Annotated in this window: 22 protein-coding genes and 1 riboswitch; of the genes, 10 read left to right on the top strand and 12 right to left on the bottom strand. The window is 68.5% G+C overall.

Going from position 1 to position 22,884, the window contains the following annotated elements:
- From OG555_RS42300 to OG555_RS42310, 3 genes are read left to right on the top strand one after another with little or no spacing between them, the layout of a single operon-like run.
- A complete protein-coding gene (locus tag OG555_RS42300; protein WP_329479754.1) occupies nucleotides 1–483 on the top strand; it encodes a GNAT family N-acetyltransferase in 483 nt (160 codons plus the stop codon).
- A complete protein-coding gene (locus OG555_RS42305; RefSeq protein ID WP_329479756.1) occupies nucleotides 480–1,331 on the top strand; it encodes a 3-methyladenine DNA glycosylase in 852 nt (283 codons plus the stop codon). Before OG555_RS42300 ends, OG555_RS42305 begins: the two co-directional genes overlap by 4 nt.
- Nucleotides 1,332–1,341: 10 nt before the next feature.
- Nucleotides 1,342–1,536 carry a hypothetical protein gene (locus tag OG555_RS42310; protein ID WP_328519347.1) on the top strand — a complete coding sequence of 65 codons (195 nt, stop codon included), beginning with the start codon at nucleotides 1,342–1,344 and terminating at the stop codon, nucleotides 1,534–1,536.
- Nucleotides 1,537–1,546: 10 nt separating this feature from the next.
- Here the strand turns inward: OG555_RS42310 and OG555_RS42315 are convergent, their stop codons facing one another.
- Nucleotides 1,547–2,341 carry a class I SAM-dependent methyltransferase gene (locus OG555_RS42315; RefSeq protein WP_329479758.1) on the bottom strand — a complete coding sequence of 265 codons (795 nt, stop codon included), beginning with the start codon at nucleotides 2,339–2,341 and terminating at the stop codon, nucleotides 1,547–1,549.
- A gap of 169 nt (nucleotides 2,342–2,510) precedes the next feature.
- On the opposite strand from OG555_RS42315, the gene OG555_RS42320 reads away from it, so the two are divergent.
- The 4 genes from OG555_RS42320 to OG555_RS42335 all read left to right on the top strand — a co-directional run bounded on the left by OG555_RS42320 (nucleotide 2,511) and on the right by OG555_RS42335 (nucleotide 8,719).
- On the top strand, nucleotides 2,511–3,797 hold the full coding sequence (locus tag OG555_RS42320) for a Fic family protein (RefSeq protein WP_329479760.1): 1,287 nt from the start codon (nucleotides 2,511–2,513) through the stop codon (nucleotides 3,795–3,797).
- Nucleotides 3,798–3,885: 88 nt separating this feature from the next.
- Nucleotides 3,886–4,467: a DinB family protein gene (locus tag OG555_RS42325; RefSeq protein ID WP_329479762.1), complete on the top strand. Its 582-nt coding sequence runs from the start codon at nucleotides 3,886–3,888 to the stop codon at nucleotides 4,465–4,467.
- Between the two features lie 118 nt (nucleotides 4,468–4,585).
- A riboswitch (cobalamin riboswitch) is annotated at nucleotides 4,586–4,711 on the top strand.
- Nucleotides 4,712–4,844: 133 nt separating this feature from the next.
- Nucleotides 4,845–7,658: a ribonucleoside-diphosphate reductase subunit alpha gene (locus tag OG555_RS42330; RefSeq protein ID WP_329479764.1), complete on the top strand. Its 2,814-nt coding sequence runs from the start codon at nucleotides 4,845–4,847 to the stop codon at nucleotides 7,656–7,658.
- On the top strand, nucleotides 7,655–8,719 hold the full coding sequence (locus OG555_RS42335) for a ribonucleotide-diphosphate reductase subunit beta (RefSeq protein ID WP_329479766.1): 1,065 nt from the start codon (nucleotides 7,655–7,657) through the stop codon (nucleotides 8,717–8,719). Before OG555_RS42330 ends, OG555_RS42335 begins: the two co-directional genes overlap by 4 nt.
- A 65-nt stretch (nucleotides 8,720–8,784) precedes the next feature.
- Here the strand turns inward: OG555_RS42335 and OG555_RS42340 are convergent, their stop codons facing one another.
- Nucleotides 8,785–9,357, bottom strand: coding sequence for an isochorismatase family protein (locus OG555_RS42340; RefSeq protein WP_329479768.1), 573 nt, complete (start codon nucleotides 9,355–9,357; stop codon nucleotides 8,785–8,787).
- 75 nt (nucleotides 9,358–9,432) lie between these two features.
- Nucleotides 9,433–9,885 (bottom strand): MarR family winged helix-turn-helix transcriptional regulator, encoded by a 453-nt coding sequence (locus OG555_RS42345; RefSeq protein WP_329479770.1) that lies wholly within the window; start codon nucleotides 9,883–9,885, stop codon nucleotides 9,433–9,435.
- Between the two features lie 90 nt (nucleotides 9,886–9,975).
- On the opposite strand from OG555_RS42345, the gene OG555_RS42350 reads away from it, so the two are divergent.
- On the top strand, nucleotides 9,976–11,232 hold the full coding sequence (locus OG555_RS42350) for an MGH1-like glycoside hydrolase domain-containing protein (protein ID WP_329479772.1): 1,257 nt from the start codon (nucleotides 9,976–9,978) through the stop codon (nucleotides 11,230–11,232).
- On the opposite strand, the gene OG555_RS42355 is transcribed toward OG555_RS42350, so the two are convergent.
- The 3 genes from OG555_RS42355 to OG555_RS42365 form a co-directional block, all read right to left on the bottom strand.
- Nucleotides 11,219–11,455: a hypothetical protein gene (locus OG555_RS42355; RefSeq protein ID WP_329479775.1), complete on the bottom strand. Its 237-nt coding sequence runs from the start codon at nucleotides 11,453–11,455 to the stop codon at nucleotides 11,219–11,221. The two genes, OG555_RS42350 and OG555_RS42355, sit on opposite strands and share 14 nt — an antisense overlap.
- Nucleotides 11,452–13,041 carry a citramalate synthase gene (gene cimA, locus OG555_RS42360; RefSeq protein WP_329479777.1) on the bottom strand — a complete coding sequence of 530 codons (1,590 nt, stop codon included), beginning with the start codon at nucleotides 13,039–13,041 and terminating at the stop codon, nucleotides 11,452–11,454. Before cimA ends, OG555_RS42355 begins: the two co-directional genes overlap by 4 nt.
- Nucleotides 13,042–13,286: 245 nt before the next feature.
- Complete coding sequence (locus tag OG555_RS42365) at nucleotides 13,287–13,694, bottom strand: hypothetical protein (RefSeq protein WP_329479780.1); 408 nt, start codon at nucleotides 13,692–13,694, stop codon at nucleotides 13,287–13,289.
- 102 nt (nucleotides 13,695–13,796) lie between these two features.
- Here OG555_RS42365 and OG555_RS42370 point away from each other — a divergent pair, with 102 nt between their 5' ends.
- Nucleotides 13,797–14,291, top strand: a complete 495-nt coding sequence (locus OG555_RS42370) for a hypothetical protein (protein WP_329479782.1) — start codon at nucleotides 13,797–13,799, stop codon at nucleotides 14,289–14,291.
- 62 nt (nucleotides 14,292–14,353) lie between these two features.
- Here the strand turns inward: OG555_RS42370 and OG555_RS42375 are convergent, their stop codons facing one another.
- A complete protein-coding gene (locus tag OG555_RS42375; RefSeq protein ID WP_329479784.1) occupies nucleotides 14,354–15,445 on the bottom strand; it encodes a branched-chain amino acid aminotransferase in 1,092 nt (363 codons plus the stop codon).
- 46 nt (nucleotides 15,446–15,491) lie between these two features.
- The gene (locus OG555_RS42380) at nucleotides 15,492–16,541 is read right to left on the bottom strand and encodes a 3-isopropylmalate dehydrogenase (RefSeq protein ID WP_329479786.1); all 1,050 of its coding nucleotides are present in this window, start codon (nucleotides 16,539–16,541) and stop codon (nucleotides 15,492–15,494) included.
- Between the two features lie 299 nt (nucleotides 16,542–16,840).
- Between OG555_RS42380 and OG555_RS42385 the strand changes: the two genes are divergently transcribed.
- Nucleotides 16,841–17,407, top strand: coding sequence for an O-methyltransferase (locus tag OG555_RS42385; protein ID WP_328519332.1), 567 nt, complete (start codon nucleotides 16,841–16,843; stop codon nucleotides 17,405–17,407).
- A gap of 98 nt (nucleotides 17,408–17,505) precedes the next feature.
- Here the strand turns inward: OG555_RS42385 and serA are convergent, their stop codons facing one another.
- The 4 genes from serA to ilvC form a co-directional block, all read right to left on the bottom strand.
- Nucleotides 17,506–19,104 (bottom strand): phosphoglycerate dehydrogenase, encoded by a 1,599-nt coding sequence (gene serA / locus OG555_RS42390; RefSeq protein WP_328519331.1) that lies wholly within the window; start codon nucleotides 19,102–19,104, stop codon nucleotides 17,506–17,508.
- A 118-nt stretch (nucleotides 19,105–19,222) separates the two neighbouring features.
- Nucleotides 19,223–20,440, bottom strand: a complete 1,218-nt coding sequence (locus OG555_RS42395; protein WP_329479788.1) for a S1 family peptidase — start codon at nucleotides 20,438–20,440, stop codon at nucleotides 19,223–19,225.
- Nucleotides 20,441–20,534: 94 nt separating this feature from the next.
- A complete protein-coding gene (locus OG555_RS42400; protein ID WP_329479790.1) occupies nucleotides 20,535–21,728 on the bottom strand; it encodes a S1 family peptidase in 1,194 nt (397 codons plus the stop codon).
- A gap of 105 nt (nucleotides 21,729–21,833) precedes the next feature.
- On the bottom strand, nucleotides 21,834–22,853 hold the full coding sequence (gene ilvC / locus OG555_RS42405) for a ketol-acid reductoisomerase (protein ID WP_329484942.1): 1,020 nt from the start codon (nucleotides 22,851–22,853) through the stop codon (nucleotides 21,834–21,836).
- Nucleotides 22,854–22,884 lie beyond the last annotated feature (31 nt).

Genomic DNA, 22,884 nt, shown 5'->3' on the forward strand with positions numbered 1-22,884 from the left:
GTGACTGTTGATATCCGCCCGGCCGTTCCGGCCGAGTACGACGCGGCCGGAGAACTGACCGTGGAGGCGTACACGCACGACGGTTTCGTCCGGGGCGACTACGCGAGGACGCTGCGTGCGGCGGCTGACCGGGCCGCCAAGGCCGAGCTGTGGGTCGCGGCGGACGCCACCGGTCTGCTCGGCACTGTGACCTACTGTCCGCGTGGCTCTGTCTACCGGGAGATCGGGCTGGACGACGAGGGCGAGTTCCGGATGCTCGGCGTCGCCGGCCGGGCCCGCGGGCTCGGCATCGGGACCGCTCTGACCGAGCGGTGCATCGAGCGCACCCGGGAGCTGGGCCTGGCCCGCCTGGTTATGAGCAGTGCGGACTACATGACCACCGCTCACCGCATCTACGAACGTCTCGGCTTCGTTCGGCTCCCGTCGCGCGACTGGTCCCCGATCGCGGGTGTCGACCTGTACGCGTTCGCCCTGGACCTGTGACTGCCACGCTGACTCCGGGCGAGTGGACGTCGTACGCGACGGGCCACCAGCAACGCGTCGACGCGTTGCTGACCGATCACCTCGAGCGCCGGCGTCGCCGCGAACCACACCCGGTCGAGGACTTCCTCTTCACCTACTACCCCACCCGCCCGAACCAGCTCCGCATCTGGCACCCCGGGCCAGGCATCCGTCTGCTCGAGGCTTCTGAGTACGACGGACGCCGCGGCTACACGTACGTCGACGGTGCCGCGACCCTGGATCCGGCGGAGGTCTCGCGTCGCGCCGACAGCATCCGGTGGATCCGCCGCTTGCTCGCCGCGACGCTTGATCGCCAGCCACAGTTCGGGTGCTTCGGGCTGCACGAATGGGCGATGGTCTATCGGACTTCCGCCGTACGCCATGAGAAGTGGCCGCTGCGACTGGGCACCGCCGGCACCGACCAGGTCGTCGAGTCTCACAAGATCGCCTGCTCGCACTTCGACGCGTTCCGTTTCTTCACGTCGCCCGCCCGTCCGCTGAACGTCCTGCAACCGACCCGCGAATCCCAGCCCACGCTGGAACAAGGCGGGTGCCTGCACGCCAACATGGACCTCTACAAGTGGGCCTCGAAACTCATGCCCTTTACCCCCAGTGCGCTGGTCCTGGACTGCTTCGAGTTGGCCCGCGACATCCGCACCCTCGACATGCGCGCCTCGCCGTACGACCTCTCGGGCCTCGGCTATCCGGCTGTTGCGATCGAAACTCCCGCAGGCAAGGCGGAGTACGCGGCCGCCCAACGCACCTTCGCGCACCGAGCCCGCCCGCTGCGCGAGCAACTCGTTGCCCTGTGCGACAACCTCCTCGACTAACCTCGGTCCCATGGGAAAGATCGTCGCCATCGCACTCGGCGCATTGCTGCTCGCCATCGGCGCCGTCTGGACGCTCCAAGGCCTCGGCTACCTCAAAGGCAGCTCGATGACCGGCAGCTCCTTCTGGGCCATCGTCGGCCCCCTCGTCGCCGCCGCCGGCGCCTCCCTCATCTACGTCGCCTTCCGGGGCCCACAGAAACGCTGACCCTCGGCGGTCATCGGGTTGCCCTGAGGGCGAAGAGCGAGGGAATCCGGGGCGCCTCGTCCGGCAGACGCCACCAGCCTTCGGGCGTCTGCTGCATGCTCGGCCAGCGCGGCCAGGGAAGGACTTCGGACTCGCGCAAGGTGGTCAGGTGGAAGCCCGTGCTGGCGAGGGTGGTGACGATTTCGCCGAGGCCGTGGCGCCATTCGTAGCTGCGGTGCCGCCCGGGGACCTCGTCGCCGGTGTAGGTGACGGTGGAGTCGTGGGCGATCGGCCCGCGGCCTTCGAGGTAGTCGGCGCGGAGACTGAGGTCGTCGGACTCGCCGGGCAGGGAGACCTCGCGGAGTGCGTTGAGCAGCGGGTGGAACTCGACGATGTACAGCGTGCCGCCAGGTTTCAGCAGGTCGCGAACGACCTCGGCCCACTGCTGCAGGTCCGGGAGATAGCAGAGCGCGCCCTTGCCGGTGTAGACGACATCGAACTGACGACCCCGCAGCGCGTCGACCGCGTCGTACACGTTGGCGTGCACGTAGTCGACGTCCTGCTCAGCGTCGGCCGCGATCTGGCGCGCTTCCTCGAGGGACTTCCTGGAGAGATCCAGCCCGGTGACCCGCGCGCCGCGCCGCGCGAACGCGATCGTCTCGGTGCCGAGGTGACATTGCAGATGGAGGACGTCGAGTCCGTCCAGTGGGCCCAGATCTGCCCACTCGTAGTCGGCGAACCAGTACTCCGCGGGTTGACTGTAGAACCGGCTCGCCGCGTGCAGCGGCGCCCGCGCGTCCCAGTCGGCCTCATTGGCGGCCACCATCTGCCGAGTCTGCGCGTCCAATGTCACCGGCGCCCCCGTCCGTCTCCGTTCGGCCACGGACCAGTCTGCCCACAGACGGGTCCACACCTCGGCGCTCATGCTCACCTGTTCACCATCCACAGGCTGTGGACTCTTGTTCAAGGTTTGTGGATAAGGTTGAATAAGAGGTATGGCACGGGTCGAGTTGCATCGGTGGCCTGGGCACCCGGACGGGTTCACCCGGGCGGAGCGGTTGGGTGGGTCGTACGAGTTGTACTTCCCCGATCCGCTGGCCGGGCGTGAGTTCGACCTGAGCGACGACGTGCTCGCCGCACTGGAGGATGCGGCCGGCGATCTCGCCCGGCTGGACGCGACCGCTGCCGTCCTGACGAACAGCGAGGCGCTGGCACGGCTCCTGTTGCGGGCCGAGGCCGTCGGGTCGTCGCAGATCGAGGGGCTCGTTGTCGGCGCGCGCCGCCTGCTCAAGGCCGACGTCCTCCGTGATCGGCCCACCAGCGGACCCGGCGACGTCACCGCCGAGGAAGTGCTGGGCGCTGTCGACGCGATGACCTGGGTGACCGAGTCCGTCCAGGCCGGCGACAAGCTCGAGGTCGACCACCTGCTCGAGGCGCACCGTCGACTGATGGCCCAGTCTCCGACGCCGGAGTTCGGCGGGGAGGTCCGCTATCTGCAGAACTGGATCGGCGGCCGCTCCCCCGCCGAGGCGTACTACGTCCCGCCGCCGGCGCAGCTGCTCCCCGACCTGCTCGCGGATCTGATGGCCTTCGTCCGGGAGTCCCGGCTGCCGGTGCTCGCCAAGACCGCGATCGCGCACGCACAGTTCGAGACGATCCATCCCTTTGCCGACGGCAACGGACGGACCGGGCGTGCGCTGATCCACCTGATCCTGCGGGCCGACGGCCTCATCACCCGGACCGTGCCGCCGGTGTCGCTGTCGCTCGCCACGCATGCGACGCAGTACATCGATGCGCTGACAGCCTTCCGGTATGTCGGACGGGCGACCACGATCAAGGCTCGGTCGGCGGCGAACCCCTGGCTGCGGATGTTCGCGATGGCATGCAGCCATGCGACCGCGGAGGCAGCCCGCTTCGAACAGACGGCGACCGACCTGAAGACCGCCTGGCGCGAACGGGCCGCGCCGGTCCGCGCGGGCTCCGCCACCGATCTGTTGATCGACGCCTTGCCCGCGGCTCCGGTCCTCACGCTCGCCGCGGCCGCGCGGCTCATCGACCGGTCTCAGCAGGCCGCCAACCAAGGACTCGCGCGCCTGGTCGAGACACGTGTCCTGCGCGAGGTCACCGACGGCCGCCGGAACCGCGTCTACGAGGCGCCCGAACTGATCGACGCGTTCACGTTGCTCGAACGGCGCTTCGCCAGCCCGGCGGCCGATACCAGGATCGAACCGCCTAGCAGACCCGTGCCGTCGAGGCCAGAACCAACACACCGTCAGCATTGACTTTCTCCTCCCCGTCGAGACACAATTCGAACACATGTTCGATCGCACCTCAAATCGAGGTGCCCGACGGGGAGCGTGAGGAATCGTGATGCCGGAGCCGTTCGACTGGGAGATCCTGCACCGACCATCGGCGATGGCGATGGTGCGAGGCCAGCTCGGCTTCAGCTGGATGGTGCTGTCCGGACGGCTCGCCCAACTGACCGACGAGCAGTACTTCTGGCGTCCGAGCAGCGAGGCCCTGACCGTGGTACGACGTCACCACGCCTCGCACTACCGATCACTCGGCTCCGGGGAGTGGGTGGCGCAGTGGCCGGACGAGCCGGACCATCGCGGCCCACGCACGATCGCCTGGCTGATCGCCCACCTGACCGAGATGTTCTTCGAGCGCTGGGAGTGGACGTTCGGGGAGAGCCGGCAGGGGCGCGCCGACATCACACTGCACGGCAACGCCCGCGATGCGGTCGCCTGGCTGACGCACTGGGTGGACGCCTGGCAGGAGTCGATCGCCGCGCTGGACGAGGAGCAGGTGATGGCGGTCGGCCTGAGCCAGGCGACCGAGCTGGACGCCGGCGAGCCGTTCGGTCACGTCGTGCTCCGGCTCAACCGCGAGCTGATCCACCACGGCTCGGAGATCATGACTTTGCAGGATCTCTATGCCGTCGCAGCGTGAGGACCACAACATGTGCGACACGCGGCGTGGCGCTACCACAAGATCTAGTGCGATCCACCTAGCATCACTACTGCTGGTGGTTCGGAGCGGCTCCACATCTTTGGACAGCTCATCGCGTCCGGCACCACAAGATGTGGGCCACTCCGAGGCAACAGGGGAATCCGGTGCGAATCCGGAACTGCCCCGCAACGGTGAGCGGACACTGTCCGCGAGTCCGGATACCTGCCACCGGCGCGTGCACCGCCGGTGCGCGCGGTCCGAGACCTCGCGGGTGGGTCGCAGGGCGTGGCGGCAGCGTTCCCGGCCGGAGCTGCCTGCCTCGTCATGCGCCCATCCGTGCGGCAACGGTCCTCCGAACTCTTGTGGAGAGCACACCTGTGACTATTGCTTCCTCATCCTCCGCGGTGACGACCGACCAGCCGATCCAGCTGACCGTCGTCCGCCGTGACGGCAGCAGCACCGCGTTCGATCCGACCAAGATCTCTGTTGCCATGAGCAAGGCGTTCCTCGCGGTCGAGGGCGCCGACGCCGGCGCCACCCACCGGGTCCGCGACCTGGTGGCCGAGCTGACCGGCCGGGTCGTGGGCGCCTTGACCAGCCGCCGCGACACCCGCCGCAGCGTCCAGGTCGAAGACATCCAGGACCAGGTCGAGCTGGCGCTGATGCGCGCCGGTGAGCACCAGGTCGCTCGGGCCTATGTGTTGTACCGCGAGGAGCGGACCAAGGCCAGGACACCATCTGACCCGGCCGGGATCGCCGAGCGGCCCGCGGTCTCGGTGCGCGCCGCGGACGGCAGCACCGCGCCATTGGATGTCGACCGGCTGCGGGTGATCGTCGCGGAAGCGGCCGATGGGCTCGACTCGGTCGACCCCGAGCTGATCCTCGACGAGACCCTCGGCTCCTGCTACGACGGCATCGCGCAGCACGAGGTCGAGCTCGCGCTGGTGATGGCCGCCCGGTCCTACGTCGAGACCGAGCCGCAGTACAGCTTCGCCGCGTCCCGCCTGCTGCTGGACCAGATCCGCCGCGAGGCCCTCGGCCGCGTGCACGGCGAGCCCCGGCAGGCCAGCCAGGCCGACATGACCGAGGCCTACGCGGACTACTTCCCGCGCTACATCCAGGTCGGTATCGACGCCGGTCACCTCGATGCCGAGCTGGCCACCTTCGACCTCGACCGGCTCGCCGCTGCGATCCGTCCCGAGCGCGATCTCGACTTCACCTTCCTCGCTCTCCAGACCCTGTACGACCGGTACCTGCTGCACATCGACAAGGTCCGGTTCGAGCTGCCGCAGGCGTTCTTCCTCCGGGTCGCGATGGGGATGGCGCTGCGCGAGGACGACCGGGAGGCGCGCGCGATCCAGTTCTACGAACTGCTCAGCTCGTTCCGGTTCATGTCGTCGACGCCGACGCTGTTCAACTCCGGCACCACTCGGCCGCAGCTGTCGTCGTGCTTCCTGACCACGGTCGACGACGACCTGGCCGGCATCTTCCACGGCATCCGCAACAACGCCCTGCTCGCCAAGTACTCCGGCGGCCTCGGCAACGACTGGACCCCGGTCCGCGGCATCGGCGCCAAGATCCGCGGCACCAACGGTGAGTCGCAGGGCGTCGTACCGTTCCTGAAGATCGCCAACGACACCGCCGTGGCGGTCAACCAGGGCGGCAAGCGCAAGGGCGCGGTCTGCGCGTACCTGGAGACCTGGCACATCGACGTCGAGGAGTTCCTCGACCTGCGCAAGAACACCGGCGACGAGCGGCGTCGTACTCATGACATGAACACGGCCAACTGGGTGCCGGACCTGTTCCTCCAGCGCGTCGAGGCGGGCGGCGACTGGACCCTGTTCTCGCCGAACGAGGTCCCGGACCTGCACGACTTGTACGGCGCAGCGTTCGCCGAGGCGTACACCGGCTACGAGGCGGCGGCGGACCGTGGTGAGATCCGCGTGTTCAAGCGGGTCAAGGCCGTCGACCTGTGGCGCCGGATGCTGACCGTGCTGTTCGAGACCGGGCACCCATGGATCACCTTCAAGGACGCCTGCAACCTGCGCTCGCCGCAGCAGCATGACGGCGTGGTCCACTCGTCGAACCTGTGCACCGAGATCACTCTCAACACGACGGTCGAGGAGACCGCGGTCTGCAACCTCGGCTCGGTCAACCTGGTCGCGCACCTGACCGAGGGGGGTCTCGACGCCGATCTGCTCCGCGACACCGTGAAGACGGCGGTCCGGATGCTCGACAACGTCATCGACGTGAACTTCTACACCACGCCCGAGTCCGAGCGCGCGAACCAGCGCCACCGCCCGGTCGGCCTCGGCCTGATGGGCTTCGCCGACGCGCTGTTCTCGCTGCGGATCCCGTACTCCTCCGACGCCGCGGTCGAGTTCGCGGACAGCGCGATGGAGCAGATCAGCTACCACGCGATCGAGGCGTCCAGCGACCTCGCCGCCGAGCGTGGCCGCTACTCGACGTACGACGGTTCGCTGTGGAGCAAGGGGATCCTGCCGATCGACTCGCTCGAGCTGCTCCGGGCCGCTCGGGACGGCGACGTGATCGTCGACGACAGCACGCAGCTCGACTGGGATGTGCTCCGGCAGAAGGTGCTGCACGACGGCATGCGGAACTCGAACGTGATGGCGATCGCGCCGACCGCGACGATCTCCAACATCTGCGGCGTGAGCCAGTCGATCGAGCCGGCGTACAGCAACCTGTTCGTGAAGTCGAACATGTCCGGTGAGTTCACCGTCGCGAACCCGTACCTCGTCGCCGACCTGAAGGCGCGCGGGCTGTGGGACCAGGTGATGGTGTCCGACCTGAAGTACCACGACGGCGTCCTGGCCGGGATCGAGCGGGTGCCGGCCGACCTGCGCGATCTGTACGCGACCGCCTTCGAGATCGACCCGATGTGGCTCGTGAAGGCGGCGTCGCGGCGGCAGAAGTGGATCGACCAGGCGCAGTCGCTGAACCTTTACATGGCCGCGCCGTCCGGCCGGGCGCTGGACGAGCTGTACCGATCGGCGTGGCGATATGGCCTCAAGACGACTTATTACCTGCGTTCCCAGTCAGCAACCCACGTCGAGAAGTCCACGCTGACGGGCACGGATGGACGACTGAACGCGGTACCTGTCGCACTTCCTGAACCCACTGGAGCCGTGTGCTCCATCGACGACCCCGACTGCGAGGCCTGCCAGTGACGACCGGATTGAGTGAGATCGCCGTCGGGGCGTCGCGTGTCGAGGTCGCCGACAAGGCGATGATCAACGCGCGGGCCGACGTCAACCAGTTGCTGCCGTTGAAGTACCGGTGGGCCTGGGACAAATACCTTGCCGCATGCAACAACCACTGGATGCCGACCGAGGTGGCCATGCAGGCCGACATCTCGCTGTGGCGGCGTCAACCAGGGGCACGCGACGGGCTGACCGACGACGAGCGGCTGATGCTCAAGCGCAACCTCGGGTTCTTCGCCACTGCGGAGTCCCTGGTCGCGAACAACATCGTCCTGGCCGTCTACCGGCAGCTGACCAACCCCGAATGCCGGCAGTACCTGCTCCGCCAGGCGTTCGAGGAGGCCGTGCACACGCACACCTTCCAGTACATCTGTACGTCGCTCGGCCTGGACGAGGGCGAGTTGTTCAACATGTACCGCGAGGTGCCATCGATCTCGGACAAGGACGCCTGGGCGCTGAAGTACACGCAGCACCTGGAGGACCCGGACTTCCGCACCGGGACGCCGGCCACCGACACCGCGTTCCTGCGCGATCTGATCGCGTTCTACGTGGTGTTCGAGGGGATGTGGTTCTACACGGGGTTCGCGCAGATCCTCTCGCTGGGCCGGCGGAACAAGATGGTCGGCATCGCCGAGCAGTACCAGTACATCCTGCGGGACGAGTCGATCCACCTGAACTTCGGCATCGACTGCATCAACCAGATCAAGCAGGAGAACCCGCACCTGTGGACCGAGGCGTTCCAGGCCGAGGTCCGGCAGATGCTGACCGAGGCGTGCGAACTGGAGGTCGCCTATGGGCGGGCCACGATGCCGAATGGCATGCTCGGCCTGACCGCGGAGCTGTGCGAGCAGTACATGCACTTCATCACCGACCGCCGCGCCGAGCAGATCGGCCTTGCCCCGATCTTCGGCGAGACCCGCAACCCGTTCGGGTGGATGTCGGAGGTGATGGACCTGAAGAAGGAGAAGAACTTCTTCGAGACCCGCGTCATCGAGTACCAGTCATCAAGCGGCCTGAGCTGGGACTGAGGTAGCCGGCGCGCGCCTGCCAGGACCTGCCCTGGCGGGCGCGCGCCGATCAGGGTGACGAGGAGTCAGCCGAGCAGCGCGATGATCTCGGCTGTGGTGCCGGTTTCGCCGAGGCGGGGGAAGATCCGGGTGAGGGCGTGGTCGTGGGAGTCGGCGGACAGGTCGGTCATCGCATCGGTGGCGAGGGTGACGTTGTAGCTGTGTTCGTAGGCGGCGCGGGCGGTCGACTCGACGCCGATGCTGGTCGCGATTCCGGTCAGGACGATCTGCGTGATACCGCGGCGGCGCAGGTGGACGTCGAGGTCGGTGCCGTAGAACGCGCCCCAGTTCCGCTTGGTGACGATGATGTCCTCCGGATGCCCGGCCAGTTGGTCGACGATCTCGGCGGCGTTGGCGGTCGGCGTACCGGTCCGGCGCTGGAGCTCGGTGCGCCCGGGCAGGCGGTCGGAACCGTCGGCGGCGAAGCTGACCCGGACCAGGACGACCGGAAGGTCGTGCTTGCGGAACGCATCGGCGAGCTCCGCCGTCCGGTTGATCACGTCCGCGGTGGAATACGGCTCGCCGGGAAGGACGGCGACGCCGTTCTGCAGGTCGATGACCACGAGGGCGGTCTTCGGGTCGAGGGTGGTGACGGGCACGATGAGCCTCTCAGTTGGGTTGTGGACGACCGATCCCAGCGGGCGGGGGCCGGTCGAATCTGGCCGGGGCAGGGGTCACCGCGAGGCCGCCGCCTCGAGGGCGGTGTCGAGGAGAGCCAGAGCCTTCACGATGGTTTGCCGCTCGGCTTCCGTGCAGTTGTCCTGCAGGGCCTGGGCCAGCCACTCCTGCCGAACCCTCCGGTCACCCTGGATCCGGTGCCGGCCGGTCGTGGTCAGCGAGACGACCTGGCGACGGCCGTCCTGGGGATCCGGATGGCGCTCGATCAGGTCTGCCGCGCGGAGGGCGGACAGGATCGCGGCCATCGACTGCGGGCGAACCCGCTCGGCCGCCGCCAGTTCGCTGGCCGACGCCGGACCGTCCTTGTCCAGCCGGCTGAGCACGGACGACTGCGACGGGGTCAGGTCGTCCTTGTCCGCGAGCTCCTTCAACCGGCGTTTGACGCGGCCGAAGACCACCCGTACCTCGCCGGCAGCCTGTACCGCCGACGCCGAGATCGTTGCACTCATCTGAACAGCATAAACTGATCAGTCCGAACTGACTAAACAGGGAGGTTGCCGACCGGCTCCGGGTGTGATCACGTAGACCGTGTGAGCCTGGTGGAGCTTCGGGACGCCGCGACGAGGGTCCTGGACAAGAACTGGACCGGCCGTTCGACCGTGCCGTCGCGGTCGCTGTACCCGCATCAGTGGAGCTGGGACTCCGCGTTCATCGCGATCGGACTGCGACATGCCGCACCACAGCGCGCTCAGATCGAACTGGAGTCGCTGTTCGCCTCGCAGTGGCAGGACGGACGGATCCCGCACATCAACTTCTCCCCCAGCGTGCCGCGGGACGCCTACTTCCCAGGACCCGACTTCTGGCAGGCATCGACCCCCGGCGGCGTCGAGACCTCGGGGATCGTCCAGCCCCCGGTTCACGCACTCGCCGTCTGGTTGACCCACCAGGCCGACGAGGGGGAGTCGGTACGACGCGACTTCCTGGCCAGGCTGTATCCGAAGATCGTTGCCTGGCACGCCTATCTGCGGGAACGCCGGGATCTCGGTGGCCGTGGCCTGGTCTCCGTGGTGCATCCCTGGGAGTCGGGAATGGACAACAGCCCGGCCTGGGACGAAGCGCTGGCGCGGGTCGAACCGGCGCCGCCGGACACCTTCACCCGCAGGGACACCGAGCATGCCAGCGGCACCGATCGGCCGACGGACCTCGACTACGGACGGTATGTCCGGCTCGCCGCGACGTACCGGGACCATCGCTACGACGACACTCGGACGCCCTTCGACTTTGCGCTCGAAGATCCGTGCTTCAACGCCCTGCTGATCGTCTCGGAGCACGCGCTCGCCTCGATCGCCGAGGAGCTGTCACTCGATCCGGCGCCACATCTGAGCGCGGCGGCCGAACTGACGACGGCACTCGAACGGCTGTTTGCCAATGGCAACTTTCACGCGCGCGACCTGCACGACGACCGGCTGGTCGGAGCAGACACGATCTCGGGGCTCGTTCCGCTGCTCGTCCCCGAGTTGCGCCAGGTCGACGAGCTGCTGGCGACCGCGCGCGGGCCGAAGTTCCAGCTCGGCCAGGTCAGGCTGGTGCCGAGCTACGACCTGACCGGGCCCGCCTTCGACCGATCCCGGTACTGGCGGGGGCCGAGCTGGTTCAACACCGCGTGGGTGATCCACCGCGGCCTGGCCCAGCTCGGATACGACGAGGCGGCCGGCGTCCTGCGGGACGGCGTACTCGCGCTGGCCGCGGAGACGACTTTCGCCGAGTACGTCGATCCGTTCACCGGAGCTGCCCGCGGAGCGCGGGACTTCTCGTGGACAGCTGCGCTGACGCTCGACCTGCTCAGGAGTACGTGATGTCCAGGACGCCGATCACCTTCGCCAGCCGGGCAGCGACCCGGCCGGCGTCGAAACCGTCGCCCTCGACGACGACCCGCAACTCGCCCTGATCGAGCGACAGTGCGAGTTCGCGGACGTCGTACGGATTCAGCAGTACGGCGATGCGCGCGAGCATCCCCTCGACCTCGACCACCTGCGCGGTGAAGACCGTGGTGATGCGTTCGACCGCGAGCAGACTCATCGGACGACCTCCTTGTGACGCAGCAGACCAAAGGTGAAGCCGTCGACGAGCGCCTCCCAGGACGCCTCGACGATGTTGTGCCCGACCCCGACCGTCACCCACGAACCTTCGCCGTCCGCCGTCTCGATCAGCACTCTGATCACCGCGTCCGTCCCATGCCCCTGGTCGAGGATGCGGACCTTGTAGTCGACCAGCTCGAACTTGTTCACCGCCGGGTACGCGCGTTCGATCGCGGTGCGGAGCGCGTGGTCGAGAGCGTTCACCGGGCCGTTGCCCTCACCGGTGACGATCTCCCGCTCGCCGCCCGCGACCAGTTTCACCGTCGACTCCGAGACCGCCTCGCCGTCGGCCCGGGACTCGGTGATCACTCGCCACGACTCGACGTCGAAGTAGCTGGGCCGCTTCCCCGTGACCTCCTCGGTCAGCAGCAGCGAGAACGAGGCGTCCGCCGCCTCGAACGTGTACCCGCGGGTTTCCATCTCCTTGACCCGGTCGGTCACCCGGCCGACCAGGTCGCGGTCGTTGCCGAGGTCGAAGCCGAGCTCGCGGCCCTTCAGCTCGACGCTCGCCCGGCCGGCCATCTCGGAGACGAGCATCCGCATGTCGTTACCCACCCGGGCCGGATCCGTGTGCTGGTAGAGATCGGGATCCACCTTGATGGCACTGGCGTGCAGGCCCGCCTTGTGGGTGAACGCGGACACACCGACGTACGGCTGCCGGGTCGACGGCGGCACGTTCGTCACTTCGGCGATCGCGTGCGCGATCCGGAACGACTCGGCCAGCTTGCCGGCCGGGAGCAGGTCCATCTCGCGCTTGAGCTCGAGGTTGGCCACGATCGCGAGCAGGTCGGCGTTGCCGGTGCGTTCGCCGTACCCGTTGATCGTGCCCTGGACGTGCGTGACGCCGGCCTCGACGGCGGCGATCGAGTTCGCCACCGCGCAGCCGGCGTCGTTGTGACAGTGGATGCCGAGGCGTGCGCCGGTGGAATCGAGGACGTCGCGGACGATGTCCTGCAACTCCCGGGGCAGCGTCCCGCCGTTGGTGTCGCACAGTGCGACCACGTCGGCACCGGCCTCGGTGGCTACTCGTACCACTTCCAGCGCGTATGCGCGGTTGGCGCGGTAGCCGTCGAAGAAGTGCTCGGTGTCGAGGAAGACCCGCTGACCGTGCTCGCGCAGGTGACGGACGGTGTCGGCGATCATCCGGAGGTTCTCGTCGAGCGTGGTACGCAGCGCCCGTTCGACATGCGCATCGTGGCTCTTGGCAACGAGTGTGACGACGCCCGCGCCGGAGTCGCGGAGCGCGGCGACCAGCGGGTCCTCGGCCGCGGTCGTCCCCGGCTTCCGGGTCGCGCCGAAGGCCGCGAAGGTCGCATTCTTCAGGTGCAGCTCGGTCCGCGCGCGCTCGAAGAACTCCGTGTCCTTCGGCACCGCGCCGGGCCAGCCGCCCTCGATGAAGCCCACGCCCAGGTCGTCCAGGTGCTGTGCAATGGCGATCTTGTCGGCTACGGACAGCGCCAGCCCCTCTTGCTGCGCCCCGTCGCGCAGAGTCGTGTCATAGACGTGGAACTCGTCCGAGATGCTCATGATCGGCCTTCCGAGGGGGCTGGCGGTGTTCGAACTGTGACGTCGGGGGCAAACAAAAAAACCTCCCGCAAGGTGCGAGAGGTCTGCGCGCTCAGGTACTGCTGGCTGAGCGCGCCTAGGTAATAATGACCTGGTAGTTCTTCATGACATTTGGCAGTCTGCCACAGAATGTCCACGCGATGGCGGGAGCGTCTCGCATCACGGTCATTCAGTACGCGAACCAGTACTACCGCGTACGGCGGAGTTCAGGCCGTCAGCATGGTCAGGGACCAGCCCGGGTCGTCCCAGGCAGTGTAGAAGTCCTCGCGGGACAGGGGCCGCAGGCCCCATTCGTCGCGGTCCAGGGCCTGGTCGGTGAGCATGCCCTGGTCGTCCTCGAGCCGCTGCCACCAGTACCGCGTGACGTCGCCGTCCTCCCCCACGCCGAGCTGGCGGACCACGACCCACTCCCGCTCGTGCCAGACCGCCTCGTACAGCCAGTCGGTGCCGTGGTCGTCGGCGATCGCGCCGTACGTCCGCGGGGCGGTGCCGCGGTCGAGATCCCGGATCAGCTCGACGGTGGCGCGGATCGCGGTGACCGTCTCCGGCGACCATGAGCGCCGCTCGGCGAGCTCCGCGTAGTAGGCGTCGACGTCGTCGGGGAAGCTGCTCATGATCCCCGACCCTATCGAACCCGGCCTGTGGACAGCGACCGTCCGTCTGCACCCCAGACCTGAGAAGATGCTGTGAAACAGTCGCTTGAGAGAGGACCGTCAGTGCCCGAGCAGGACGATCGCGATGCCATCGAGATCCTCAAGGCACCGCTGTCTCGCGCCGCAGACACAGACCAACTCAAAGAACTGCAGTTCCGGCTGATGGGGTTCGCGACCGGGCTGGCGCTGCTTGTCGTGCTCGCGCCGACGTGGTTCGTCCTGGATCGCGGGACCAGCATGTCCATCGACGTGTACGGCGGGACCAGTCTGTTCGGGTTGGCACCGGGGAAGGACGCACCGCTGGGCCCGCTCGGGGTCGTTCTGTTGCTGGGTTACCTGCTGCTCGCGTTGTCGTTGTTGCTGGCACCGGCAGAGTCGACGTACGCGCTGGTGGCCGGGACTGCCGGGCTGGTGATCACCGTGGTCATCATCGTCACCGGGAAGGCGTTGTCGGACTTCACCGACCTGCACTGGACCGGAGCGCCGTTCGTTGCCCTGGGCATCTGGCTGGTGGCGGTCTTCGTCAGCGTGGCCGCCCGCTCGGCCACCCGCTTCTGACCACAGCACAACGTCCGAAGAACTGTGGGTCATAGGCCACAGTTCTTCGGACGTAAGCGGAATCAGCAGACGCGGGTCATCCAGCCGTGCGGGTCGGCCGCGCGACCGTACTGGACGTCGAGGAGGGCGCTGCGGACGGCCGCGGTGACCGGGCCGCCGTTGCCGTCGCCGACCTGGACGTCGCCGTCCTTCCACTTCAGCGAGGCGACCGGGGTGACCACCGCGGCCGTGCCACAGGCGAACACCTCGCGGACCGTGCCGGAGGCCGCGCCATCGCGCCACTCGTCGATCGAGATCTTCCGCTCGGTCACGGTGTAGCCGAGGTCGGTGACCAGCTTGAGGATCGAGTCCCGGGTGACACCCTCGAGGATGGTGCCGGACAGCTCCGGCGTGACCACGGAGTTGTCGTCGAGGACGAAGTACAGGTTCATCCCGCCGAGCTCCTCGACCCACTTCTTCTCGACCGCGTCGAGGAAGGCGACCTGGTCGCAGCCCTCCTCGATCGCCTCGGCCTGGGCCAGGAGCGAGGAGGCGTAGTTACCGCCGGTCTTCGCCGCGCCGGTGCCACCAGGGGCGGCCCGGGTGTACTCCTCGCTCAGCCAGATCCGGACCGGCTTGACGCCGCCGGAGAAGTACGAGCCGGCCGGCGACGCGATCACGCAGTACGTGACCTGCGCGGACGGGCGGACACCGAGGAACGGGTCGGACCCGAACATGAACGGCCGCAGGTAGAGCGACGTCTCGCCACCGGCGGGCACCCACGCCTTGTCCAGCTCGACCAGCGTGCGCAGCGACTCCAGGAAGGCTGCCTCCGGCAGCTCCGGCAGCGCGAGCCGGTGCGCGGACCGCGCGAACCGGGCCGCGTTGGCCTCGGGGCGGAACATGTGGATCGAGTCGTCGGGATGCCGGTAGGCCTTCATCCCTTCGAAGATGGTCTGGGCGTAGTGGAACACCGCGGTGGCCGGAGACAGCTCCAGCGGTCCGAAGGCGGTGATCCTCGCGTCGTGCCAGCCGCTCTCCTTGGACCAGGTGGCGATCGCCATGTGGTCGGAGAAATACTGCCCGAATCCCGGGTTCGCCAGGATCGTGGCGCGCTGGTCGTCGCTGGCCGCTTGGGTGGTTGGCTCAACGGTGAACTGCAGATCGGCGCTCATAGCCGCACCGTACCTCTTGGCCAAGTGGTCATGCGAGTGTCGCCCCTCAGCCCGCAGCGCGCTTGGCGATCGCGTCACCGATCTCGGCGGTGGTCCGGATCGCACCGGTGCGCTCCTCGATATCGGCGGTGACGGCCGCCTCGATCGCGGTCGCGGCCTCGGTCAGACCGAGGTGCTCACACAGCAGCGCGGCGGACAGGATCGCCGCGGTCGGGTCGGCCTTCTGCTGGCCGGCGATGTCCGGCGCGGAGCCGTGCACCGGCTCGAACATGCTCGGCGCGGTCCGGTCCGGGTTGATGTTGCCGCTCGCGGCCAGCCCGATGCCGCCGCTGATCGCGGCCGCCAGGTCGGTGATGATGTCGCCGAACAGGTTGTCGGTGACGATCACGTCGAACCGGGCCGGGTCGGTGACCAGGAAGATCGTCGCCGCGTCCACGTGCAGGTAGTCGACGGCGATCTCCGGGAACTCCTCGGCGACCTTGTCGAAGGTCCGCTTCCACAGGTGGCCGGCGTGCACGAGCACGTTGTTCTTGTGGACGAGGGTGAGCTTCTTGCGCGGCCGCGCCTGGGCCCGGGCGAACGCGTCCCGCACCACCCGCTCCACGCCGTACGCCGTGTTGACCGACACCTCGGTGGCGATCTCGGCCGGAGTCCCGACCCGCAGTGCGCCGCCGTTGCCGACGTACGGACCCTCGGTGCCCTCGCGGACGACGACGAAGTCGACGGCGCCCGGGTTCGCCAGCGGGGAGCCGACGGACGGATAGACCTTCGAGGGGCGCAGGTTCACGTAGTGGTCGAGGGTGAACCGGAGCTTGAGCAGCAGGCCGCGCTCGAGCACCCCGGACGGCACGCTCGGGTCGCCGACCGCGCCGAGCAGGATCGCGTCGTGCTTGCGGATCTCCTCGAGCTCGGCGTCCGGCAGCGTCTCACCGGTGGCGTGCCAGCGCTTCGCGCCGAGGTCGCACTCGGTCCGGTCGAACGTCACGCCATGCTGTACGGCGACCGCGTCGAGCACCTTGAGCGCCTCGGTGGTCACCTCGGGTCCGATCCCGTCCCCGGGAACGACGGCCAGCGTGAAGTTCTTCTTGTCGCTCACTTCTTGGGTTCTCCCCCATTGTCACGGCGGTTCATGGCCTCTTGGACAGCCTTGACCTCATCGCTCGCCAGGCGGGACGGCCGGCGACGGCGGGTCGCCTTCCGTTCCCGGGCGTCGATCGCGGGCCAATTGGCTGGATACATCTCGTACATGCTGCTCCTCCCGAGACAGGATGCGGGCGGCAGGGTGCGACCGAATTTACTCTGGCGTCCGACTATTTCACCACTATGCGGGCAGCTTGTCCCGCTATGTGAGATCCCGGTGCTGGTACTGGACCAGAGCTGTGCAACTCTCAACCGGTGAGTGCTCCTCCAGAACTGCCGCCGCTGGTTTCAGCGGCCCTCAGCCTGTCCGGCCGGCGGGGATTCGTCAGCTCCACCCGCAACGAGACCGGTCGCCTGCTCGCGTCGCTCGCGGCGTCGAAGACGGGCCTGCTCGGTGAGCTCGGGACCGGCTGCGGCGTCGGTTCGGCCTGGCTGCGCAGCGGCGCCGGCGAGGGCACCCGGATCGTCACCGCGGAGAGCGACCCGCAACTGGCGCAGGTGGTGGCGGAGCTGTTCGCCGCGGACGAGCGGATCGAGGTCGTCTCGGCGGACTGGACCGCGCTGATCGAGCGCGGCCCGTTCGCCCTGCTGTTCGTCGACGCGCGCGAGGCGAAGCTCTCGGCCCGCGACATCATCGCGGACGTGGTCGAGCCCGGCGGCTTCGTCGTCCTCGACGACTTCACGCCGTCGGCGGTCTGGCCGCCGATGTACGAGGGCCGGGTCGACACGCTCCGGCAGGAATGGCTGATGGACAAGCGCTTCACCACCGTCGAGGTGATGGTCGCGCCGGACGCCGCCGTACTCCTCGCCACCCGGCACTGAACATGAAGCGGGCCCGGGCTATGGAGCCCGGGCCCTTGCCAGCCGCCATGCGCCTGCGGGCGGCTGACCGCTTCCAGTAAATCAGTCGTTCGTCTGAATCAGGCTTCCAGGTCCACGGTACGAGCCGTGTCGGCCTGGACCGCGGTCGCGATGTCGTCCAGCACGGCCGGCGCGATGGCCGAGTCGACCGACAGCGCGACCAGCGCCTTGCCGCCCTTGCGGTCGCGGCTGACCTGCATGCCGGCGATGTTCACGTCCGCCTCGCCGAGGATGCGGCCGATCTGCCCGACGATGCCCGGCCGGTCCTCGTAGGTGAGGAAGGCGAGGTGGGCGGACAGCTCGACCTCGAGGTCGAAGCCGTCGATCTCGACGAGCCGCTCCGACTGCCGGACGCCGACCAGCGTGCCGGACACCGAAACCTGGGCGCCGTCGGCGAGTGTGCCGCGCAGGGTGATCAGATTGCGGTGCTCGGGGCTGTCGTGGTCGGTGACGAGCCGGACCTCGAGACCCCGCTCGGCCGCGAGCAGCGGCGCGTTCACGTACGAGACGTTGTCCTCGACGACATCCGCGAAGACACCCTTGAGTGCGGCCAGTTCCAGGACCTTGACGTCGTACTGCGTGATCTCGCCGCGGACCTCGACATCGAGCTGCTGCGCGACGCCGCCGGCCAGCGCGGTGAAGATGCGGCCGAGCTTCTCGGTCAGCGCGATCCCCGGCCGGACGTCCTCGGCGATCACGCCGCCCTGGACGTTCACCGCGTCCGGCACCAGTTCGCCGGACAGCGCGAGCCGGACCGACTTGGCGACCGCGATACCGGCCTTCTCCTGCGCCTCGTCGGTGGACGCGCCGAGGTGCGGGGTGGCGACCACGTTCTCGAACTCGAACAGCGGCGAGTCGGTGCACGGCTCGGACGCGAACACGTCCAGGCCGGCGGCGGCCACGCGGCCTTCCTTCAGAGCACTGTGGAGCGCCTGCTCGTCGACGATGCCGCCGCGGGCCGCGTTCACGATGATGACCTCGGGCTTGACCTTGTGCAGTTCCTCGTCGCCGATCAGACCGATCGTCTCCGGGGTCTTCGGCAGGTGCACCGAGATGAAGTCGCTGACGCTCAGCAGCTCGTCGAGAGAGGCGAGCCGGACCCCCATCTGCGCGGCCCGGCCGGCCTGCACGTACGGGTCGTAGGCGATCACGTTCATGCCGAAGGCAGCCAGCCGCTGCGCGACCAGGACGCCGATCTTGCCGAGGCCGACGATCCCGACGGTCTTCTCGAACAGCTCGACGCCGGAGTACTTGCTCCGCTTCCACTCGCCGTTCTTCAGCGACTGGTCGGCGGCCGGGACGCGGCGCGCGGCGGCCAGCAGCAGGGCGACCGCGAGCTCGGCGGCGCTGACGATGTTGGAGGTCGGTGCGTTCACGACCATCACACCGGCCTGGGTGGCGGCCTTCACGTCCACGTTGTCCAGGCCGACACCGGCCCGGGCGACGACCTTCAGGCGCTTGGCCGCGGCCAGCGCCTCGGCGTCCACCTTGGTGGCGCTGCGGATCAGGATGGCGTCGACGTCAGCGATGGCCGGGAGCAGCTGGGCGCGGTCGGCGCCGTTGATCTGCCGGATCTCGAAGTCGGGGCCGAGCGCCTCGACGGTGGCCGGGCTGAGCTCTTCGGCGATCAGGACGACGGGCCGGGTTACGTCAGTCATGGAGGAATCTCCTGCAGAAGCGGTTGGGCTCGGAAAACTATCTGAGCACCGCGCTGTGCCCGCTGGTCCGATGGTACCGCGTCCCCGGCCCGGCCCCGTGCGGGGACCCGGATGCCGGTCACTCCGCGTCGCAGCCCCGCATCGGAGACATCGGGTCCACGTCGTCGATCACCAGCTTGCCGCCCTCCCGGACCAGGTCGTACTTGTAGTCCAGCCGGCGACAGGCCTCGCCTTCGGCGCCCTTGGCGCGCGGCGAGAACAGAACGTTGAGCGAGACCCGCGCGGCGGCTCCATCCGTCTCGGTCGGGGTCACATCCGTGACCTTGGGGATGAAGAAGTACGACGTCTGGTGGCCTTTGCTATCCCGTTCCACGTCCAGCGACCTGGCAAGCTTCTCGGAGTACAGCGACTGCACAGCCTGGAAATCGTGCCGGTTCTGGAGCGTGAAGTAGCCGGCGAGCAGCCGCTGCGCCTCGGCCGCCAACGGCGTGCTCGCGACCTGCAGCTCCGGCACGACCGGACTCTGCGGGCCGCGGGAGCGGCGACAGGAGCCGAGTTCTGCGGTGATCGCGGTCGAGCCGCGCGCTACGTAGCCGCGGAGCTTGTCGACGCCGACGATCCTGCTGTTCTTGACGTTGTCGCCGACGACCACACCGATCACCTGGCCGGACTTGTCGAGCACCGGGCCGCCGAGTTCGGCCGTGTTCATGACCGTGCTGAGCACTACCGGCTTGGCGATCGAGCCGATCGACTGCATCGTTTCCTTGGCGGACGCCGTGTAGCCGACCAGCACGCGATCGGCTTTCGGATCGGGGCCTGTACCCGCGAGCGGCAGGGTGTTGCCGAGCCGCCCGACCATACGCAGTACTGCGACCCCGTCCGCGCTGGTGCCGAGCAGATTGGCTCGCCGGATCCGATAGTCGGGCGTGACGATCACGATCGACAGCGGCTGCCTGATCGCGGACGCCGCGGTCAGGATCGTTTCCCCGTCGATCAGCGCACCGGACCCCTCGCCGGTGCCTGCGCAGGTCGTGCCGAGCACCCGGACCACAGCCGGACCGGCCGTCTTCAGGACGTGCCGGCCGACGACGTCCGTGATTTCCGGGCTGGTCGTTCCAATGACCTCTGGTGTTGCGACGCGCGCGCTTTGTGACCGGATCCACCATCCGGCCGCCACACCGCCGGCGACGATGATCAGCAGCACGATGAAACCGGCCAGGATCCGGCCGAAGATCCACGGCGGTCGCGGTGGCGGCTGGGGGTCACTCGGCGTACTGGTCTCCAGTTGGGTGTGCGCCTCGGTGCCCGTGGGGATCCGCCGAGGCGGCCGTGGCAACTCGCGCCCCTCCATTCGTTCCCCCCATCACCTGCACAACGACAAGCATCATCGATTGTGCCAAAAAGTACAGGTCCGGGGACCCGGATGGCGGTCACTCCGCTTCGCAGCTCCGCGGAGGTTTCTCCATCGAAACGGCCGTATCGATGACGAGCCTGCCGCCCTCCCGGACCAAGCGGTAGCGGTTGTCCAGCCGGTTGCACCGCCGGCCGTCGGCGCCGGTGGTGACTGGTGAGAAGAGCGCGTTGAACGTGATCCGGGCGTAGGCGCCGTCCTTGGCGTACCGGGAGACCTCGGTGATCTTGGGGCCGAAGAAGTACGTCGTGCGGTGACTGCGCCGATCACTCACCGGAGTGATCGACCGGGCCAGCTGCTCGGAGTACAACGCCTGCAACGCAGGGAAGTTGCGCCTGTTCTCCAGCGTCAGATAGTTGCCGAACAGCTTCTGGACCTCCGCCGCCAGCGCTGTGTTCGCGACCAGCAACTCCGGGGCGATCGCGGTCTGCGGTCCACGCGACTCCTCGCAGGAACCGCCTGGTACGGCGGTGATCCCGGTCGACCTCGGCACGGCGTACCCGCGCAGCTTCTCGAGCGGGACGATCGTGCTCGCCTGGACCGTCCGTCCGGCGACCACGCCGACCACCCGGCCGTCCTTGTCGACGACGGGGCCGCCGAGCTTGGTCGCGTTCATGACCTCGCTCAGAGCCGTGGGATCGGCCGCCGAACCGATGGGGTTGATCACCTGCTGACCGGCCGCGGTGTAGCCGATCAGCGCACGCTCGGCCTTCGGATCGGGATCCTCGGGGGCGAGCGACGCCCGCTCGCCGTCCAGGCTCCCGATCATCTGCAGTACGGCGACCCCGTCCGGGCTGGTGCCGAGCAGGTTGGCCGGGCGGATCCGATCGTCCGGGGTCATGATCACGATCGACAGCGGCTGCTCGACGGCGGAGGCCGCGGTGAGGATCAGCCCGCCCTCGAGCAGTACGCCGGACGCCTCGCCGGACCCCGCGCACGTCGTGGCCAGCACCCTGACGACACTGGAGCCGACGGACTCGAGGACCTGGGCGGTGTCGATCCGCAGGCTCTGCGCGCGGACGAACCAGCCGGCGGTCGCACCGCCGGCGACGATGACCAGGACGACGAGGAAGCCGACAAGGAACCGGCCGAAGATCCACGGCTGCCGAGGTGGCGGCTCCGGGCCGCGCGGCGTGCCGGCCTGCAGTTGGGTGAGCGTGCCGGCGCCCGCGGGGACACGCCTAGGCGGCCGCGGTAGCTCGCGCCCGTCCATCGGCACCTCCCCCATCACCAGCACAGACCGTAACCGTCACCGATTGTGCCAAAAATACAGGTCCGGGCCACCCACCTGGGTGCCCCGGACCTGTGCTGTTTCGGGTCAGCGGGCCGCGCTGCCCTCGACGTAGTCGTCGTCGTGCGACTTGACCCACGCCATCAGGCCGCGCAGATCCTTACCCACGGCCTCGATCGGGTGCTCCTGGCTCTTCTTGCGGAACTCGGCGAACTCCGGCGCACCGGCGTCCTGGTCGGCGATGAAGCGGGCCGCGAAGGTGCCGTCGGTGATGTCACCGAGGACCTCCTTCATCCGCTGCTTCACCGACGCGTCGATGATCCGCGGGCCGGACACGTAGTCGCCGTACTCGGCGGTGTCGGAGACCGACCAGCGCTGCTTCGCGATGCCGCCTTCGTAGATCAGGTCGACGATCAGCTTCAGCTCGTGCAGGCACTCGAAGTACGCGACCTCGGGCTGGTAGCCGGCCTCGGTGAGCACCTCGAAGCCGGACTGGATCAGCGCCGACACGCCACCGCAGAGGACGGCCTGCTCACCGAACAGGTCGGTCTCGGTCTCCTCGGTGAAGGTGGTCTTGATCCCGCCGGCCCGCAGACCGCCGATGCCCTTGGCGTACGAGAGCGCCAGGTCCCAGGCCTTGCCGGTGGCGTCCTGCTCGACCGCAACCAGCACCGGTACGCCGCGACCCTCGGTGTACTCGCGGCGGACCAGGTGGCCCGGGCCCTTCGGGGCGACCATGAACACGTCCACGCCGGCCGGCGGCTTGATGTAGCCGAACCGGATGTTGAAGCCGTGACCGAAGACGAGCGCGTCGCCGTCGACCAGGTTCGGCTCGATGGCCTCCGCGTAGAGCTTGCGCTGGGCCGGGTCCGGCGCGAGTACGACGATGACGTCGGCCTCCTCGACCGCCTCGGCCGGGGTGAGCACCCGCAGGCCCTGTGCCTCGGCCTTGGCCCGGCTCTTCGAGCCCTCGGGCAGGCCGACCCGGACGTCGACGCCGGAGTCGCGCAGCGACAGCGCGTGGGCGTGGCCCTGGGAGCCGTAGCCGAGCACGGCCACGTGGCGGCCCTGGATCACCGACAGGTCGGCGTTGTCGTCGTAGAACATTTCAGCTGCCACTTCGGGCTCTTCTCCTCTG

The sequence above is a fragment of the Kribbella sp. NBC_01484 genome (genome assembly GCF_036227145.1).
Lineage (GTDB): Bacteria > Actinomycetota > Actinomycetes > Propionibacteriales > Kribbellaceae > Kribbella.